Source organism: Gemmobacter sp. (assembly GCF_016792925.1).
In the GTDB taxonomy this organism is placed as follows: domain Bacteria; phylum Pseudomonadota; class Alphaproteobacteria; order Rhodobacterales; family Rhodobacteraceae; genus Gemmobacter.
The window spans coordinates 42,978-60,296 of sequence record NZ_JAEULU010000051.1 but is presented as its reverse complement, the minus strand read 5'-3'; the positions used below and the strand labels follow the sequence as shown (position 1 = coordinate 60,296).

Genomic DNA, 17,319 nt, shown 5'->3' with positions numbered 1-17,319 from the left:
ACGGCCTGCCCGTCGCGCTGCGCGATGCCGACCTCCTGTTTGAAACCCTGCCCGGCGTGCCCGAGGGCACCGCCATGATCCTGCGCGCCGACCGCCGCCTGGGCTTCGACCCCGCGCGCGACTGGCAGCTCCGCGTCATCGCCGAGCGACGCCACGGCATGTTTCAACCCGAGACCGGCAGCCACGCCTTCCCCCTCACCCATGTCACGCCCGAGCGATTCTTCCTCCGCCCCGAGGCCCCCTCCGCCCCCCTGCCCCCCTGGGCCGAGGCGCTGCGCAACCGCGCGCCTGACCTCATCGCGCTGTCCCTCGGTCTCGTCGCGCTGTTTTTCGCCCTCGGGCCGGGGATGAACCGGCTTGCCGGGCTGAAACTGTCCACGTCATTACCCTTTGCCCCGCCAAAGGGGGACAATCTGTATACGCCGTTACGCTTGGCCGTGCTGGCGGTGATGGCTGGCTTTGTCGGCTTCTGGGGGCAGGGGCAATTGTCCATCGTCACGCCCTTGGCCACGCTGCGCACCCTGCTGGAGGGCGGCAGCCTCGCCTATCTGCTTTATGATCCCTTCTCGCTCGCGGTCTGGATCGCGGCGATTGTCGGGTTTGTCCTCTGGGGGCGCGGGTTGTTCTGCGGCTGGCTCTGCCCCTTCGGCGCCTTGCAGGAATTTGCCCACCACCTCGGCCGCTTGCTGCGCCTGCCCCGGTGGGAGCCGTCGGAGTTTGCGGACAAGCACCTGAAATCGCTGAAGTATTTCTTGCTGGCCGGGCTGGTGGCCGTGGTGTTCCTTGCCCCCGACCAGATCGACACCGTGGCCGAGGTCGAGCCCTTCAAGACCGCAATCACCACCCATTTCCAGCGCGAATGGGTGTTCGTGGCCTATGCCTTGGGCTGGCTTGGGCTGGGCCTGTTCACCTTCAAGGGCTTTTGTCGCTATGTCTGCCCCTTGGGCGCGCTGATGGCGATTGGCGGGATGTTGCGGGGCCGCGACTGGATCGCGCGCCGCAAGGAATGCGGCAGCCCCTGCCAGCTCTGCAAGGTCCGCTGCGCCTATGGTGCCATCAAGCCCAGCGGAAAGATTGCATATTCCGAATGTTTTCAATGCCTTGACTGTGTGACCATCCATGATGACCCAAAACTGTGCGTGCCGCTGATCCTCGCTGCGCGCGGCAAGGGCCTGCGCAAGGAGGCCCGATGATGCCGCCCAAGTTTCAACGGCGCCGCTTCCTGCAAGTCATTGCCGCAGCAGGGTTTTTCACCCGGCCCGCCCAGGCCGCCGAATGGCGGGGAAGCGCTTTCGGGGCCGATGTAGCGCTGACGCTCTCGGGGCCGGGCGCCGCTGCTACCCTGTTGAAATTGCCCGCATTTCTGGCGCAGATCGAGGCCGTGTTCAGCCTTTATCGCCCCTCCGAGCTGACCGCCCTGAACACCACCGGCCAAGCCCGCCCCTCGCCTTGGCTGGCGCAGGCCCTCAGCCTTTGTAACGATCTGCACAATCTGACCCAAGGCGCCTTTGATCCCACGGTGCAGCCCTTGTGGCAGGCCCTTTCCGAAGGCGAAAATCCTGTTGCAAAGCAAAGCCTTGTCGGGTGGCGCCATGTGCAGCTCGGCCCGAAAATCCAGCTGTCACCGGGTCAGGCCCTCACCCTGAACGGCATGGCCCAGGGCTTCGCCGCCGATCTGGTCCGCGACTGGCTGGCGGCGCAGGGCTTCAGGCATGCGCTGGTGCAGATGGGCGAATATGCCGCTTTGGGCGGGCCTTTCACCCTCGGCATCAGCGATCCCGTCGCCGGCCTGCTGGGCCAGCGCCATCTGGCGTCTGGCCGGGCGCTCGCCGCCTCCTCGCCCCGCGCCACGCTGGTGGGCGGCCAGCCCCATATCTTGCATCCTCAAGGGTTTGGGCCCCGCTGGTCGACCGTCGCGGTCGAGGCCGACAGCGCCGCGCTGGCCGATGGCCTTTCGACCGCGCTGGTGTTTCTGGATGTGGCCCAGATCACCGCCTTGCGGCACAAACTGCCCCGGCTTGGCCCGGTGACGTTGATCGACGACCAAGGCGATTTGCGCGTGATTTGAACGGGTTGTATGGCGGGCGGAACAGGAAAAGCACCGCTTTTCCCCGCCCGCTGTGGAAACAGCACAACAAGACCGCCTCCGTCCCACGAACAGAGGCCAACGCCCGCCCGGCGGGTGTGAAGCACCCGCCCCCCGCAGGGCGGGCGCTGGCCGGTGGCTTTGGGCCACCGGCCCAAACGCGGAAACGGTGCCGCATGACCTCGGCAATGGCCTCGGCCAAGGCCAATGTCACCGTTTCGGCGGCAAGAACGTCAGCCCATATTTGGCATAGGCCGCCGCGATCCGGCCATCGGCCAAGGCCGCCGCCACCGCATCATCCAGCGCATAGGCCAGATCGCGGTGGCTGGTATGCACCGCCAGCCCCAGCGTCCAGCGCCCCAAAGCAAAGCCCGCCAAGGGCGGCTCATGCACCCTAACCCCTTGCACAGCCCCAAATTCCAGCTGCGCCTGCGGCCCCATCGCCGCCATGGTCTCGCCCGCCGCAAGCGCTGCCATCCCCTCGGCCATCGTGCGATGCCGCCGGATCATCGGGCCAATATCGCCACCGGGAAACGAGGTCAGATAGAAATCGGCAATCGAGTCATTCTCCACCGCCACCGGGTCAAAGCGGAAGAAAGCCGGCACCGGCGCCCCCTCATCACGCCCACCCTCCGGGTTCGCCACCGCCTCCGGATAGGCCTCGGCGCGATAGGCAATGGCGATCTGCTCATCGGCATATTGGCCGGTGAACACCACCTGATCAATCTTGCAGGCCAGATCGCTGTTATAGGGCACCCGCAGCATGACATTCGCCACCGGCTCTTTCTGCACCCCGCCGCGCCAGACATTCGCCATCAGATCGGTCTGGATCGTCTCGCCCGCCTGCACAAAGCGGAATTCCGGTTCAACCCCAAGCCCTTGCGCCAGAATGCGCCCCAGCTCCACATCCACGCCTTTCGGCGTTTCGCCCTCCTGCCAGCTATAGGGCGGGAAATCCTCATAGACCGCGATCGTCAGGCGACCGCGATCCAGAATCTCATCCAGCGTCTGCCCCACATATTCGCGCGGGGTGTTTTGCAGACGCTGTTCAGGGGCCATGCCCTCGCAACGGGCATGAACGGGCAAGGCGGCGAGGGTGGCCAGCACCCCCGCCGCCAGCGCCGTCAGAAACGGGCGCCGCCGTGCCATGATCAATGCGCCGCAGACAGCCCGACGGTCAGCGCATCGGCGGCGTGTTTCTCGCCCTCCGGCGTGCCGTTCAGATGCAGCGCCGCCTGCCGCGCCGCGCTGTCGGCCACCGGCGCGCCCGAGGCGGTCTTCACCTCTGCCGCAATCGCCTCCAGCTCGGCCTTCAGCGCCGCCTCATCGGCGCCGCCCTTGGCCAGCGTGTCGCGGATCTCGGTCAGCCGCGCGGCATGGCTGTCCAGCGCGCCATCCTCGGGGCGGGTCTCGATATAGGTGCGGATCGCCCAACCGGCCTTCTGGCCCAGAACCTCGCCGAAGGCGGGCATCTTGGTGGTGCCGTCCTGGGTATAGCCGTGCTGGAAACGCTCCACATACCATTCATCGCCATACTCCGCCGCCTCCAGAAAGCGCAGATCGGGGGCCAAACCACCCGACACCGCGCCAAGCCCATGGCAACGCGCGCAATTCTGGTTGAAGCCGCTGGAGCCGATCTCCACCGCCTTGGCCCAGGTCTCATCGCCGACCTTGTCGGCGCGATAGGGGTTTTCGATCAGCCATTCCTCGCCCACCTCGGGCAGGGCATCGGTATTCACCGGCTGGGGGGCCACATCCCCATGGCCGAAAGCGGCAGTGGCGATCACGGCAATGCCCAACAGGGCCGCCGAATGGCGAAGCAAGGGTTTCATAGGCGGTTTCCTCCCAATTCCTGCCGCAAACCTTAGGGCAGAGGGGCAAAGCCGCTCCATTCGACTTTGGTCTTGAACGCCGCAGCGCAGCGCCATCCGCGTGTTAGACCTTGGTCGCATTGCCGCGATCCCGGGCAGAGGGCAGCCTTCACCGCAGGGAGACTGCCATGAACCGTTACAACCGCGCCGCCGGCCTTTGCGCCGCGCTGGTGCTTTGCGTCGCCGCGCCCGCCATGGCGCAGCAAAAGCCCGCGCTGGCGGTGCCGATGGTCTATCTGCGCCAGCAGGTGCCGCAGCCGCCGGTGCTGTCGAACCTTGACCCGATCCCCGCCGATCTGGGGTTCGCGGGGGCCCAGATCGCGCTGAAGGACAATCAGACCACCGGCGCCTTCATGGGGCAGGAATTCAGCCTGACCGTGATCGAGGTGCCCCCCGAGGGCGACTTGACGCAAGCCGCCCGCACGGCTTTGGCCGAGGCGCAGCTTGTATTGCTGGAGGGCGAGGCCGAAGATCTGCTGACTGTCGCCGATCTGCCAGAGGCCAAGGGCGCGCTCTTGTTCAACACCTCCTCCGGGGATGAGGCGCTGCGGTCGGAGGGTTGCCGGGCCAATCTTCTGCACACCATCCCCGAAACCGCCGCCCGCACCGATGCGCTGATGCAGGTGCTGGTGGCGCGGCAATGGGCCGATCTTGCGATGATCGTGGGGCCAACCGCAAGGGATAGCGTTTATGCCGATCACCTGCGCCGCTCTGCCGCCAAATTCGGCCTGACCCTCGCGGGTGAAACCCCATGGACCTTCGATACCGATTTGCGCGATTCGACCATGGATGAGGTGCCGCGCTTCACCCAATCGCTGCCCGATCATGACGTGCTGCTGGTGGCCGACCCGACCGATGATTTCGGCCGCTATGTGCTGCATAACACTTGGCTGCCGCGCCCGGTGGCAGGCAGCCATGGCCTGCATGGCGAGGCTTGGGCCAGCGTGATCGAGGCCTGGGGCGCCGTGCAATTGCAAAACCGCTTCGAGGCCGCAACAGGCCGCCCGATGCGCAGCGAAGATTACGCCGCATGGGCCGCCATCCGCGCCATTGGCGAGGCCGTCACCCGCACCAGCAGCGCCGATCCGGCCATTTTGCGCGCCTATATGCTGTCGGATGCCTTCCAGCTCGATGGCTTCAAGGGCCGCGCCCTCACCTTCCGCACATGGAACGGCCAGATGCGCCAACCCATCGCCGTGGTGAATGACCGCGCGCTGGTCACCCTCGCCCCGCTGCCCGGCTTTCTGCATCAGCGCAACGAGACCGACAGCCTCGGGCTGGACGCGCCCGAAAGCCGCTGCACCGCCTTCAAGGAGTAACCGATGCGCCTTTTGCTTGCCGCCCTCATGACCTCTGCCGCCCTGCCCGCTATGGCCGGGGAAATCTGGGTCACCAATGAGAAAGACGACACCGTCAGCGTGATCGACGTGGAAACGCTGGAGGTGGTGAAAACCTACCCCACCGGCGAACGCCCGCGCGGAATCACCTTCTCCAAGGATTTCAGCCGGGTCTATATCTGCGCCAGCGACAGCAACACCGTGCAGGTGATGGATCCGAACACCGGCGAGATCTTGCATGATCTGCCCTCGGGTGAAGACCCGGAGCAGTTCGTCTTGGCCCCCGATGACCGCCATCTCTACATCGCCAATGAGGATGACGCGGTGACCACCGTCGTCGATACCCAAAGCCGCACGGTGGTGGCGCAGATCAATGTCGGCATCGAACCCGAAGGCATGGCCGTCTCGCCCGATGGCAAGGTGGCGATCACCACCTCCGAGACCACCAATATGGCGCATTGGATCGACACCTCGACGCAAAGCCTGTTCGCCAATACGCTGGTCGATGCCCGCCCCCGCCATGCCGAGTTCACCGCCGATGGCGCGGCGCTTTGGGTCAGCTCCGAGATCGGCGGCACCATCACCGTCTTTGAAACCAAGGGCCAGACCGAGACCGGCAAGGTGCGTTTCGCCATTCCGGGCGTCAATCAGGATCTGATCCAGCCGGTCGGCTTTCGCTTCTCGCCCGATGGCACCAGGGCCTTCGTGGCGCTTGGCCCCGCCAATCATGTCGCGGTGGTGAACACCGCCACCTATGAGGTGGAGAAATACATTCTGGTCGGGCGCCGGGTCTGGCACATGGAATATTCGCCCGACAAGACCCGGCTGTTCACCACCAATGGCGTTTCGGGCGATGTGACGGTGATTGATGTCGCGAGCCTTGAACCCGTGAAATCCATCAAGGTCGGCCGCTTCCCCTGGGGCGCGGCGATGCGGCCTTAACTTAAGGAAATTCCCATGAAAAACCTGTTTCTCACCGCCGCCCTGCTGCTGGCCCCTCTGGCCGCTTCGGCCCAGACCGCGGGCCTGTTGGAGCGCGCCAACCGGGTGGAGCTGCCGGGGCTGAAGCTCATGTCGGGCGAGCCGGTCGCCACCGCGCCCATGGCGCTGAAATCCGGCACCTATTACATTCTGGAAATTGAATCAGATGGCAGCGCCGAGCTGGCCCTGGAAGGTGCCGGGTTCTTCCGCGCCATCTGGGTGAATGAGGTGGTCATCAATGACATCGAAATTCGCCCCCTTGGCCTCGATTCCTTTGAATTTGACGACGAGGGCAAGATCGAGCTGTCCTTCATCGCCATCAAGCCCGGCGCCTACAGCCTCAGCGTGCCCGGCAGCACCGGCGACAGTCAGCGGGTGGAGATCGTGATCGAGTGACCAAGCATGTGAATGGCATCGAGATCACCGGGCTGAGCTACAGCTACGGCGCCAAACGCGCGCTGGACGACCTGCATTTGCAGGTCGCGCCGGGGCAGTTCTGCGCGCTGCTGGGGCCGAATGGTGCCGGAAAATCGACGCTGTTTGCGCTGCTCACCCGGCTGTTCGTGGCCCCTCAGGGCCGCATCCTGCTGGCCGGGCAGGATCTGGCCCGCAGCCCCCGCGCCGCCTTGGCGCGCTTGGGCGTGGTGTTCCAGCAACCGACCCTCGACCTCGATCTGACGGTGCGGCGCAACCTGATGTATTTCGCCGCGCTGCATGGCTTGGCCGGGCGCGCGGCGGAGGCCCGCGTGGCGGCGGCGCTCGACCGTCTCGGCATGGCCGAACGCGCGCGCGAACCCGTGCGGGCGCTGAATGGTGGCCATCGCCGCCGGATGGAGATTGCCCGCGCCCTGCTGCATGATCCGGCGGTGCTGCTGCTGGATGAACCGACCGTCGGTCTTGATGCCGCCGCCCGCGTGGCGATCACCGATCATGTGCATGATCTGGCTGCCCAAGGCCTCACCGTGCTGTGGGCCACCCATCTGACCGATGAAATCCGCGATACCGACCGCGTGGCGGTGCTGCATCGCGGGCGCCTGCGCGCGGATACCACCGCCGCCGCCCTGCGCGGGGGCGAAAGCCTGCAATCCGCTTTCCTCTCGCTGACGGAGGGCGCGGCATGACCCCCTGGCTCATCGCGCTGCGCGCCATCCTGCACCGTGAGGCGCTGCGCTTCACCGGCCAGCGCGGGCGCTTTGTCGCCGCGCTGGTGCGGCCTCTGGTCTGGCTGGTGGTCTTTGCCGCCGGGTTTCGCGCGGCCCTCGGCCTTTCCATCACCCCGCCCTACCAGACCTATATCACCTACGAGACCTATATCCTGCCCGGCCTCTTGGGCATGATCTGCCTGTTCAACGGCATGCAAAGCTCGCTCTCGCTGGTCTATGACCGCGAAATGGGCTCGATGCGGCTGCTGCTGACGGCCCCCCTGCCCCGCTGGTGGCTGCTTTTGTGCAAGTTGCTGGCGGGCACGCTGGTTTCCGTGCTGCAATGCCTGGTGTTTCTGGGCATTGCCGCCGTTTGGGGGGTGCGCTTTCCGGTGATGGGGGTGCTGGCCGTGCTGCCGGCGCTGCTGCTCACCGGGCTGATGCTGGGGGCGCTTGGCCTCATGCTCTCCTCCATCATCCGGCAATTGGAGAATTTCGCGGGCGTGATGAATTTCGTGATCTTCCCGATGTTCTTCCTCTCCTCCGCGCTTTACCCGCTGTGGAAGATGCGCGAGGGCAGCCCGGTGCTGGCCACGCTTTGCGGCCTGAACCCCTTCACCCATGCGGTCGAGCTGATCCGCTTTTCGCTTCACCTCCAGCCCGCTCTCCCCGCCCTGGGCTGGGTGCTGCTGGCGACGCTGGCCTTCGGGGCGGCGGCGCTGCGCGGCTATGATCCGGCGCGGGGCATGCAGGGCAAGACCCTGAAAGGTGGCTGAGATGAAAGCACTCCTGATCCTGACCCTCTGCGCAACCCCGGCCTTCGCCGATGAGGGCGGCACCTTGAACCCCGAAGAGCTGACGCTGGGCCGCGTGCTGGAGGATGTGGCGCGTGGCGACACCAGCATGACCAATTGCGCGGCGGGCTATTACATCACCAAATCCGGCCGCCATGCCGAGGCCCGCGCCCTGTTCCAGCGCTGCGCCGAGGCGGGCTATAGCGGCGCGATGACCTGGATGTCGCAGCTGGAGAATAACGGCCTTGGCGCGCCGGAAAACCCCGATGCCGCCGCCGACTGGGACCGCCGCGCCGCAGATGCCGGTGATCCGGTCGGGCAGTTCAACTATGGGCTCGATCTGATCCGCGGGCGCGGCACCGTGCAGGACGAGGCCGAGGGGCGCCGCATGGTCGATGCCGCCGCCGCGCAGGGCCTCTCCACCGCGCGCCGCCTGCAAGGCGCCGATTATGACCTTGATGAGGTCACGCCCGATGCCGATAACTGGAAATACGCCCCGCTCTTCTAGCCATTCTTGCGGTCTGCGGCGCCATTGCCACAAACTCTTGCGCAAACCCTCTTGCCCGAATCCCTGAAATCGCGCATTCATTTACGCTAAGCAGTGATAAAATCGCCAAAAGCCGTAACAAATGGCTGGGCGGAGGGCAGATATGGTAGACCAAACCCGCATCGACCGGCTTGTCGGCGAACATGCAGCGCTTCTGTCAGAGCGTCTGCTGGCCCATCGGGCGCAACTCTTCCCGCCCAATGCCAGCAAACAGTTGCGCCGATTCACCAGCGGCGAGGTGGCCGAGCTGTTGGGCGTGAAAGACGCCTATCTGCGCAAACTGAGCCTGGAGGGGCGCGGCCCGCAGCCCGAAACCGGGCCGGGCGGGCGCCGCCTTTACACGCCCGAAGACATCATGGCGCTGCGGCACCTGCTGGAGGCCGGCGCCAAGGTGCCCGGCACCTATCTGCCGGGGCGGCGCGCGGGCGACCATCTGCAAGTGATCACTGTGATCAACTTCAAGGGCGGCTCGGGCAAGACCACCACCGCCGCCCATCTGGCACAGAAATGCGCGCTTGACGGCTATCGCGTGCTGGCGATCGACCTTGACCCGCAGGCCTCGCTTTCGGCTCTGCACGGCTTCCAGCCCGAGTTTGACCTGCTGGATGGCGGCACGCTTTACGATGCGATCCGCCACGAAGACCCGGCGCCGATGGCCTCGATCATCCGCAAGACCTATTTCGCCAATCTCGATCTGATTCCCGGCAATCTGGATCTGATGGAATTTGAACACGAGACCCCGCGCCTGCTGGCAGAGCGGGCCGGGAACCTGTTCTTTACCCGGATTGCCGACAAGCTGGCCGAGATCGAGGCGCAATACGATCTGGTCATCATCGACTGCCCGCCGCAGCTGGGCTTCCTCACCATGGCCGCCCTTTCGGCGGCGACGGCGGTGCTGGTCACCGTGCATCCGCAGATGCTCGACGTGATGTCGATGTGCCAGTTCCTGCTGATGACCTCCAACCTGCTGGGGGTGGTGGCCGATGCCGGGGGCAATATGAATTACGACTGGCTGCGCTATGTCGTCACCCGCTACGAGCCCGGCGACGGGCCGCAAAACCAGATGGTCAGCTTCATGCGATCGCTGTTCGGCGATCATGTGCTGAACCATACCGCCTTGAAATCGACGGCGGTTTCCGATGCGGGCATCACCAAGCAGACGCTGTATGAGGTCGAGAAAAGCGCCTTCACCCGTTCGACCTATGACCGTGCGCTGGAAAGCCTGAACGCGGTCAATGGCGAGATCGAGGCGCTGGTTCAGAAAGCATGGGGGCGCTGATCATGGCACGCAAGAACCTTCTGGAAGGGTTGATGGGGGCGGCGCCCGCCCCCTCCCCCGCCGCCCCGCCGCCCCGCGCCGGGGCCGAAACCGTCTCTGCGCCGCCCGATCCGACCCGCCCGCGTTACGCCAAGGGCGCCATCGGTGCGATTTCGCGCTCGGTCGCCGATCTTCAGGCCCGCGCGCTGATCGAGATCGACCCGATGCAGATCGAGGCCGGTGGCTTGCAGGACAGGCTGGAAAGCGACAGCGCCGAGGATGCCGCACTGCGCGACAGTATCGCCGAATACGGCCAGCAGGTGCCGGTTCTGGTGCGCCCCCATCCCGAACATGAGGGTCGGTTCCAGATCGTCTATGGCCGCCGCCGGGTTCTGGCGCTGCGCGAGCTTGGCCGCCCGGTCAAGGCGCTGGTGCGCCAGCTGGACGACCGCGACCTGATCATCGCGCAGGGGCAGGAAAACACCGCCCGGCGCGACTTGTCCTTCATCGAAAAGGCCAGTTTCGCGCGGCAAATGCTGGAGGCGGGCTATGATCGCAAGATCATCGGCGACACGCTCTCGATGGACAAGACCCTGATTTCCCGCATGATTTCGGTAGGAGAGCGCATCTCGCCCGAGATCGTGCAGGCCATTGGCGCGGCGCCCTCCATCGGGCGCGACCGCTGGCTGGCGCTGGCCGATGCCCTCACCGAGGGCGAACATGCGCCGCAAGATGTGGTCGCCATGATCAACCTTTCCGGCGCCGCCGCCTCGGATGCGCGGTTCGAGGCCGCGCTGGCCTATGCCAGCCGCCGCCCTGCCCCGCCCAGCCCCGCGAAACCGGCCGCGCCCCCTGCCCCGCTGGCAGCGGTGCGCGCGCTGGATGGCAAACCCCTGGCCCAGGCGGCCCGTCGCGGCGGGCGTCTGGTGATCCGCATGGAGAAAAACATCGAGGCCGGTTTCGAGGACTGGCTTCTGGCCCAGATCCCGCAGCTTCATCAGGCATGGAGCAAGGGCGAATGACGATCCGATCCACCCCAAACAGGAGGCACGACCCGGCCTAAGAAAAAGCCCCCCAGGACATGACATCCCGAGAGGCCCATTCTTGATCTAGCACCTCGAGAATAGCCCGGCCATCGATTCACTGTCAACCACCGTCTTTCGGTGGGCGCTCTTCTTTTGCCTCGTGACAAGATGATGCAGCACATTTCCACGACGCCCTTCGGGCGGCGGGCGGTCTCGGCTTGCCTTCTGGCAAGTCAGGCTCTGGCCGCCGCGCCTGCACCTATGCCCAGCATCGACAAATGGCACCTGTTTTCCGACCTGCGCGAGGCGCGGGCGCGGTTTGGTGTCAGCGACCGCGATCTGGCGGTGCTGAACGCGCTGCTCAGCTTTCATCCGGGGCGGCTGCTGGAGGATGCCGGCGCGCTGATCGTGTTCCCCTCCAACGCCACCCTGTCGGACCGGGCGCATGGCATGCCCGAAAGCACGCTGCGGCGCCATCTGGCGGCGCTGGTCACGGCGGGTCTGCTGGCCCGGCATGACAGCCCGAATGGCAAGCGCTATGTCACCCGCGCCCATGGCACCGTGCTGCGCGCCTTCGGCTTTTCGCTGCGGCCCCTGCTGATCCGCGCGCCCGAGATCATCGCCGCCGCCACCGAGGCTCGCGAGACCGCGCTGGCCCTGCGGCTGACCCGGGAACGTCTGGTCCTTTGCCTGCGCGATTGCGCCAAGCTGCTGGCCTTTGCCGAGGCCGAGGCGATGGTGGCGCAGGGCGATGCGCTCGCGGCCCGGCTGGGCGCGCTGCGTGGCCTGATGCGCCGCAAGCTGGATCTAGCCGAGATGGAGCGGCTGGCAGAGGCCGCCGAAACCCTGCGCGCGGGTCTGTCGGCCCGGCTGGAACCGGCGCTGCAAACAGCGGATTCAAGCGGCTGTGACAGCCATTTTGAGCGGCACTCTCAAGATTCAAAACCAGAACTTAAAGAATCTGAATCTTGCGCAGAGAAGATTGCGGCCCCACCCGCCGCGTCGGATTCCCTCCCGCTGGAGCTGGTGGTGAAGGCCTGCCCCGATCTCTTGCCCTATGCCGGGGGCGGCATCCGCTCCTGGCACGAGCTGCTGGCGACGGCGCAAACCTTGCGGCCCATGATGGGCGTGGCGGCGGATGTCTGGGCCGAGGCGCGTCGGGTGATGGGGGCCGAGCGCGCGGCGGTAACGCTGGCGGCGATGCTGCAACGCATTTCCGCGATCCAGCGCCCGGGCGCCTATCTGCGGCACCTGACCGCCAAGGCAGCGGCGGGGGCATTTTCGCCGGGGCCGATGATCATGGCCTTGCTGTCCCATGCGCCCGCCGGTGCAAGAAGTTGACAGCTGTCAACTTTGGATCAGGCCTGATTGACGGGGCAGGGGCTTTGCAGCTATGAAGGCATGTAACCATCTGTAAATAAATGGTTTATCGCCCGGCGCGCTGGTGGTGGGCCTTGTGCTGATCTCCACGGTGTTTTCCATCCTGAACCCGGTGTTTCTGGCGCCGAACAATCTGGTGCTGTTCGATTGCGCCATGATCGGGGTGTTCTGGGTGAATGGGGCCTGTCGCTGCCGCTGGCCATCATGGCAGCGCTGGCGACCGGGGCCCTGATCGGCGCGCTTTATGCGTTTCTTTTCAATCGGTTGGGGATGCCGAGCTTTGTTTCCACCCTCTCCGGCCTGCTCGCCACTCTGGGTTTGCAGCTTTATATCCTCGGGCCGACCGGCTCGATCAACTTGCCCTTCACCTCGCCGCTGGTGGGCTTTGGCCAGCTGTGGATCTTGCCTGCCTAGGCGTCTTGCGTGCTGGGGCTGCTGCCCGGTGCGGTGATGATCTGGGTCGGGCTTTCGGTGATGCGGCAACGCCGGGCGGCGGGCCTTTTGGGCGCAGCCCCTGGGGCGGCTGATGCTGAAGGCGGCGGCGCTGACCGTGGGGCTGGAGTTTGCGCTGTGGTATCTGCATCTGGGCCGTGGCGTGCCGGTGATGTTCGCGCTGGCGGTGGCGCTGAACTATGCCTTGACGCGCACGCAATGGGGCCGCTCGATGTTTGCCGTGGGCGGCAACCGCGAGGCCGCGCGGCGCTCGGGTATCAACGTGCGGCGCATTTACCTCTCGGCCTTCATGCTCTGTTCGACGCTGGCGGCGCTTGGCGGCATCCTGTCGGCCGCGCGCCTTGCCTCCTCCCGCCAGCAGGCCGGGACAGGCGACGTGAACCTGAACGCCATCGCGGCGGCGGTGATCGGCGGCACCAGCCTGTTCGGCGGGCGCGGGTCGGCCTGGTCTGCCGTGCTGGGCATCATCGTCATTCAGGCGATTTCCAACGGGCTGACGCTGCTCAATCTGTCGTCCTCGCTGCGCTACATGATCACCGGCGGCGTCCTCGCTATTGCGGTGATCGTTGACAGCCTCGCCCGGCAATCGCGCGTCAGCCATGGCCGGGGATAAGGAGACCCATATGCAAGTTTTGAACGGAAAGGTGGCGGCCATCACAGGCGCGGCCTCGGGCATCGGGCTGGAATGCGCCCGGGCGATGCTTGCGCAAGGTGCGACGGTGGTGCTGATCGACCGGGCCGAGGATCGTCTGATCGTGCTCTGTGCCGAGCTGGGGCCGAAGGCGCTGCCCCTCGTCGTCGATCTGCTCGACGGGCCGCAGGTCTCGGGGATGCTGCCGCGCATCCTCGCGCTGGCCGGGGGGCTCGATATTTTCCACGCCAATGCGGGTGGCTATATTGGTGGCCCGGTGGCCGAGGGGAACCCCGAGGTCTGGGACAAGGTGTTGAACCTGAACGTGAATGCCGCCTTTCGCTCGGTCCATGCGGTCTTGCCGCATCTGATCGAACGGCAGGCGGGCGACATCATCCTCACCTCTTCGATTGCGGGCGTGGTGCCGGTGGTGTGGGAGCCGGTCTATACCGCCTCGAAATTCGCCATTCAGGCCTTTGCCCATACCATCCGCCGCCAATTGGCGCCGCAGGGCATCCGCGTGGGCGCCGTGCTGCCCGGCCCGGTGGTGACCGCCCTGCTGGATGATTGGCCCAAGGCCAAGATGGAGGAGGCTCTGGCCAATGGCAGCCTGATGCAGCCGGTGGAGGTGGCCGAGGCCGTGATCTTCATGCTGACCCTGCGCAAGGGCGTGGTGGTGCGCGATCTGGTGATCCTGCTCAATACGGTGGATCTGTGATGCTGATCGGGGTGGATGTGGGCACGGGGTCGGCCCGCGCCGGGGTGTTTGACGGGGCAGGGCGCTTGCTGGGGATCGGCAAGCACCCGGTCACGATGTGGACGGACCCCGGCGAGATCGTGGAGCAATCGGGCGCGCAGATCTGGCAGGCCGTGTGCCATGCCGTGCGTGGCGCCATGGCCGAGGCCGGTGTGGCGGCGCAGGCGATCACCGGCATCGGCGTTGACGCCACCTGCTCGCTGGTGGTGGTGGATGCGGCGGGGCAGGGGGTGGCGGTCGGCCCCTCTGGCGATCCGGCGCGCAATGTCATGGTCTGGATGGATCACCGCGCGCAGGCCGAGGCCGAGGAGATCAATGCCGGCGGTCATGCCGTGCTGCAATATGTCGGCGGCCGCATCTCGCCCGAGATGGAGACGCCGAAACTCCTTTGGCTGGCCCGCCACCGGCCTGAGGCCTTTGCGCAGGCCGCGCAATTCTTCGATCTGTCGGATTATCTCACATGGCGGGCGAGTGGCAGCCTTGCGCGGTCGTCCTGCACGGTGACCTGCAAATGGACCTATCTGGCCCATGAAAACCGCTGGATGGCGATTACTTCCGCGCCATCGGTCTGGGCGTGCTGGCTGAGGAGGGCTTTGCCCGTATCGGCACTGAGGTTGTGGCGCCCGGCACGGCGCTTGGGCCTCTGACGCCGCAGGCCGCCGCCGATCTGGGCCTGCCCGAGGGCGTCACCGTTGCGGCGGCGCTGATTGATGCCCATGCGGGCGGGTTGGGCACTTTGGGCGTCACCCTGCCGGGGCGCGCCGATCCCACGGCGCGGCTGGCCTATATCTTTGGCACTTCGGCCTGTTCCATGGCCTCGGCCCGGCAGGCCGTGCCGGTGCCGGGGGTTTGGGGGCCCTATTGCAACGCCATGTTGCCAGGGCTGTGGCTGAACGAGGGCAGCCAATCGGCGGCGGGCGCGGCGCTGGATCATCTGGTGCATCTGCACCGCGACGCGCCCGCGATTGCCGCCGAGGCCGCGGTGCGCGGCCTGCCTTTGATCGCCCATGTGGCAGAGCATGCGGCGGGGCAGGGGGGGGGCCTGTCGGACTGCATCCGCGCCGCCGAAGGGGTGATCGTGGTGCCAGAGTTTCTGGGCAACCGCTCGCCCTTCGCCGACCCCGAGGCGCGGGCGGTGATCGCGGGCCTGGGTCTGGATCGCGGGTTGCCATCGCTGGTGGCGCTGCATCTGGCCGGGCTGTCGGGCATTGGCTATGGCTTGCGGCAACTGCTGGAACGCTTCGCCGCGCAGGGCATGGCGATTGAGACGCTGGTGGCCTCGGGCGGGGCGGCGCAAAGCGCGCTGGCCTGTCAGATGCTGGCCGACAGCACTGGCCTGCCGGTGGCCCTGCCCGAGGCGCCCGAGCCGGTCTTGCTGGGCGCCGCCATGCTGGGCGCCATCGCCAGCGGAGCCCATGCCGATGCGGGCAGCGCCATGGCGGCGATGTCTGGCCCGGCGCGGCTGTTCCAGCCCGCCAGCGGCGCGCTGGCCGCGCTGCACCACCGCCGCTTCGCCGCCTTCACAGCGCTGCAAGAGGTGGCGCGGGGGATGCGGCAGGCCTGAGACCTCCCCCCCAATTGGCCGAGGCCATCGCCAAGGTCATGCGGAAACGCATCCACATCGGGCCGTTAGCCCGAAGCCAACGGCCAGCGCCCGCCGGGGGGCGTTGGCCTCTCGGTCATAAGGTGGATGCGGTCTTGCTTCACCGTTTCCACAGGGCCGGGGAAACGCAGTGCGTTTCCTTGATCCGCCCGAATCCAATGACCGAGGCTATCGCCGAGGTCATGCGGAAACGCCTGCGAGTTTGGGCCGGTGGCCCAAAGCCACCGGCCAGCACCCGCCCTCCGGGCGGCGGGTGCTTTGCCCCCGCCGGGCGGGTGCAGGCCTCTCGGTCATGCGCTGAAACGGTCTTGCTTAACCGTTCCCATTGGGGCGGCGAAACGCGGTGCGTTTCTTTTTCCGCCCCCTGTGAGGTGGCCTCTCGGTCACATGCTGAAGCGGCCTTGCCTTACGTCCCCACACCGGCGGGGAAACGCGGTGCGTTTCCTGATCCGCGCGAGGCCCGGCCCGCTCACCCCAGCCTGGCCTTCTGCGCCACGGGCGAGCTGCCATAGAACCCGCGATAGACCTTGGAGAAATGCGAGGGCGAGCGGAAGCCGCAGGCCATGGCGATCTCGGTCACCGATTGTTCGGTTTGCAGCAGCATGTTGCGCGCCCGGTGCAGCCGCAGCTCCATGAAATAATGCTTCGGCGTGGAGTTCAGATAGCGCCCGAACAGCCGCTCCAACTGCCGCGTCGAAATCCCCAGCTCCTCGGCGATCAGGCTGGGCGAGACCGGCTCCTCGATCTGCCGCTCCATCAGCGCGATCGCCTTCATCAGATGGGCATTGCGCATCCCGTGGCGCGATTGCAGCGACACCCGCTGCGCCGCCGATCCCTCGCGCACCGCATTATACACCATCTGATCCGCCACTTCCGTGGCCAGATCCGCGCCATGATCGCGCCCGATCAGATGCAGCATCAGATCCGCCGCCGCCGTCCCGCCCGAGGCGGTGATGATCTTTTCCCGCGCGGCGAACACATTGCGCAGCAAGGCCACCTCGGGGAATTCTTCCTCGAAGAGGTCATGATAGGCCCAATGCACGGCGGTCTCCACCCCGTCCAGAAACCCGGCCCGCGCCAGCACATAGGCGCCCGAACAGATGGCCCCCAAGGGCGTGCCCTTCACCCGCTCGCGCCGCAGCCAGGCCAGAACCGGCGCGCTGCAATGGTCCTGCACATGCAGGCCCGAGATCAGGAACAGCCGGTCCAGATGCCGCTGCCCCTCCATCCCGCCATCCACCAGCGTCACACAGCCGTTGGAGCTGGTGGCGGTCTTGCCATCCTCCGACAGCAGGGTCCAGCGATAGAGCGGCTGGCCCGACACCAGATTGGCAATGCGCAACGGCTCCAGCGCGCAGGAAAACGCCAGATGCGAGAAATCGCGCAGCAGGAAAAAGGCGAAATGCGTGGTCCGGGTCATCGGAGGGCCATCCCGAAAGGGGAGGGGGGCGGCA

At 66.3% G+C, this 17,319-nt stretch carries 18 protein-coding genes and 1 pseudogene; 16 read left to right on the top strand and 3 right to left on the bottom strand.

Annotated features, from left to right (window positions below):
• A partial coding sequence (locus JNN06_RS02925) for a 4Fe-4S binding protein (RefSeq protein ID WP_291238100.1) occupies window positions 1–1,193 on the top strand: 1,193 nt, incomplete at its 5' end.
• The gene (locus JNN06_RS02920) at window positions 1,193–2,068 is read left to right on the top strand and encodes an FAD:protein FMN transferase (protein ID WP_291238099.1); all 876 of its coding nucleotides are present in this window, start codon (window positions 1,193–1,195) and stop codon (window positions 2,066–2,068) included. The genes JNN06_RS02925 and JNN06_RS02920, both read left to right, overlap by 1 nt.
• A gap of 228 nt (window positions 2,069–2,296) precedes the next feature.
• Here JNN06_RS02920 and JNN06_RS02915 read toward each other — a convergent pair whose 3' ends face one another.
• A complete protein-coding gene (locus JNN06_RS02915; RefSeq protein ID WP_291238098.1) occupies window positions 2,297–3,235 on the bottom strand; it encodes a transporter substrate-binding domain-containing protein in 939 nt (312 codons plus the stop codon).
• Window positions 3,236–3,237: 2 nt separating this feature from the next.
• Window positions 3,238–3,918 (bottom strand): cytochrome c-550 PedF, encoded by a 681-nt coding sequence (gene pedF, locus JNN06_RS02910; RefSeq protein WP_291238097.1) that lies wholly within the window; start codon window positions 3,916–3,918, stop codon window positions 3,238–3,240.
• A gap of 167 nt (window positions 3,919–4,085) precedes the next feature.
• Here pedF and JNN06_RS02905 point away from each other — a divergent pair, with 167 nt between their 5' ends.
• The 14 genes and pseudogenes from JNN06_RS02905 (at window position 4,086) to JNN06_RS02840 (ending at window position 15,826) form a co-directional block, all read left to right on the top strand.
• Entirely contained in the window at window positions 4,086–5,276 is a 1,191-nt protein-coding gene (locus JNN06_RS02905) for an ABC transporter substrate-binding protein (protein ID WP_291238096.1), read from the top strand.
• A 3-nt stretch (window positions 5,277–5,279) separates the two neighbouring features.
• Window positions 5,280–6,236 carry a YVTN family beta-propeller repeat protein gene (locus JNN06_RS02900; protein WP_291238095.1) on the top strand — a complete coding sequence of 319 codons (957 nt, stop codon included), beginning with the start codon at window positions 5,280–5,282 and terminating at the stop codon, window positions 6,234–6,236.
• 15 nt (window positions 6,237–6,251) lie between these two features.
• Window positions 6,252–6,671: a hypothetical protein gene (locus JNN06_RS02895; RefSeq protein ID WP_291238094.1), complete on the top strand. Its 420-nt coding sequence runs from the start codon at window positions 6,252–6,254 to the stop codon at window positions 6,669–6,671.
• Window positions 6,672–6,679: 8 nt separating this feature from the next.
• On the top strand, window positions 6,680–7,396 hold the full coding sequence (locus JNN06_RS02890) for an ABC transporter ATP-binding protein (protein ID WP_291238102.1): 717 nt from the start codon (window positions 6,680–6,682) through the stop codon (window positions 7,394–7,396).
• On the top strand, window positions 7,393–8,193 hold the full coding sequence (locus JNN06_RS02885; protein WP_291238093.1) for an ABC transporter permease: 801 nt from the start codon (window positions 7,393–7,395) through the stop codon (window positions 8,191–8,193). The genes JNN06_RS02890 and JNN06_RS02885 overlap by 4 nt, the downstream gene beginning before the upstream one ends.
• 1 nt (window position 8,194) lies before the next feature.
• Window positions 8,195–8,719, top strand: coding sequence for a sel1 repeat family protein (locus JNN06_RS02880; protein WP_291238092.1), 525 nt, complete (start codon window positions 8,195–8,197; stop codon window positions 8,717–8,719).
• A 142-nt stretch (window positions 8,720–8,861) separates the two neighbouring features.
• Window positions 8,862–10,037 carry a plasmid partitioning protein RepA gene (repA, locus tag JNN06_RS02875; RefSeq protein ID WP_291238091.1) on the top strand — a complete coding sequence of 392 codons (1,176 nt, stop codon included), beginning with the start codon at window positions 8,862–8,864 and terminating at the stop codon, window positions 10,035–10,037.
• 2 nt (window positions 10,038–10,039) lie between these two features.
• Entirely contained in the window at window positions 10,040–11,038 is a 999-nt protein-coding gene (gene repB, locus JNN06_RS02870) for a plasmid partitioning protein RepB (RefSeq protein ID WP_291238090.1), read from the top strand.
• Between the two features lie 171 nt (window positions 11,039–11,209).
• Window positions 11,210–12,382 (top strand): plasmid replication protein RepC, encoded by a 1,173-nt coding sequence (gene repC / locus JNN06_RS02865; RefSeq protein ID WP_291238089.1) that lies wholly within the window; start codon window positions 11,210–11,212, stop codon window positions 12,380–12,382.
• A 103-nt stretch (window positions 12,383–12,485) separates the two neighbouring features.
• Window positions 12,486–12,653 (top strand): hypothetical protein, encoded by a 168-nt coding sequence (locus JNN06_RS02860; protein ID WP_291238088.1) that lies wholly within the window; start codon window positions 12,486–12,488, stop codon window positions 12,651–12,653.
• A complete protein-coding gene (locus tag JNN06_RS02855) occupies window positions 12,626–12,835 on the top strand; it encodes a hypothetical protein (protein ID WP_366812369.1) in 210 nt (69 codons plus the stop codon). The genes JNN06_RS02860 and JNN06_RS02855 overlap by 28 nt, the downstream gene beginning before the upstream one ends.
• 112 nt (window positions 12,836–12,947) lie before the next feature.
• Window positions 12,948–13,487 carry a hypothetical protein gene (locus JNN06_RS02850; RefSeq protein ID WP_291238086.1) on the top strand — a complete coding sequence of 180 codons (540 nt, stop codon included), beginning with the start codon at window positions 12,948–12,950 and terminating at the stop codon, window positions 13,485–13,487.
• A gap of 10 nt (window positions 13,488–13,497) precedes the next feature.
• Entirely contained in the window at window positions 13,498–14,223 is a 726-nt protein-coding gene (locus JNN06_RS02845; RefSeq protein WP_291238085.1) for an SDR family oxidoreductase, read from the top strand.
• Window positions 14,223–15,826 (top strand): annotated as a pseudogene (locus JNN06_RS02840) (FGGY-family carbohydrate kinase). Before JNN06_RS02845 ends, JNN06_RS02840 begins: the two are co-directional and overlap by 1 nt.
• Before the next feature lie 508 nt (window positions 15,827–16,334).
• Here JNN06_RS02840 and JNN06_RS02835 read toward each other — a convergent pair.
• On the bottom strand, window positions 16,335–17,285 hold the full coding sequence (locus JNN06_RS02835; RefSeq protein WP_291238084.1) for a GlxA family transcriptional regulator: 951 nt from the start codon (window positions 17,283–17,285) through the stop codon (window positions 16,335–16,337).
• Window positions 17,286–17,319: the final 34 nt, after the last annotated feature.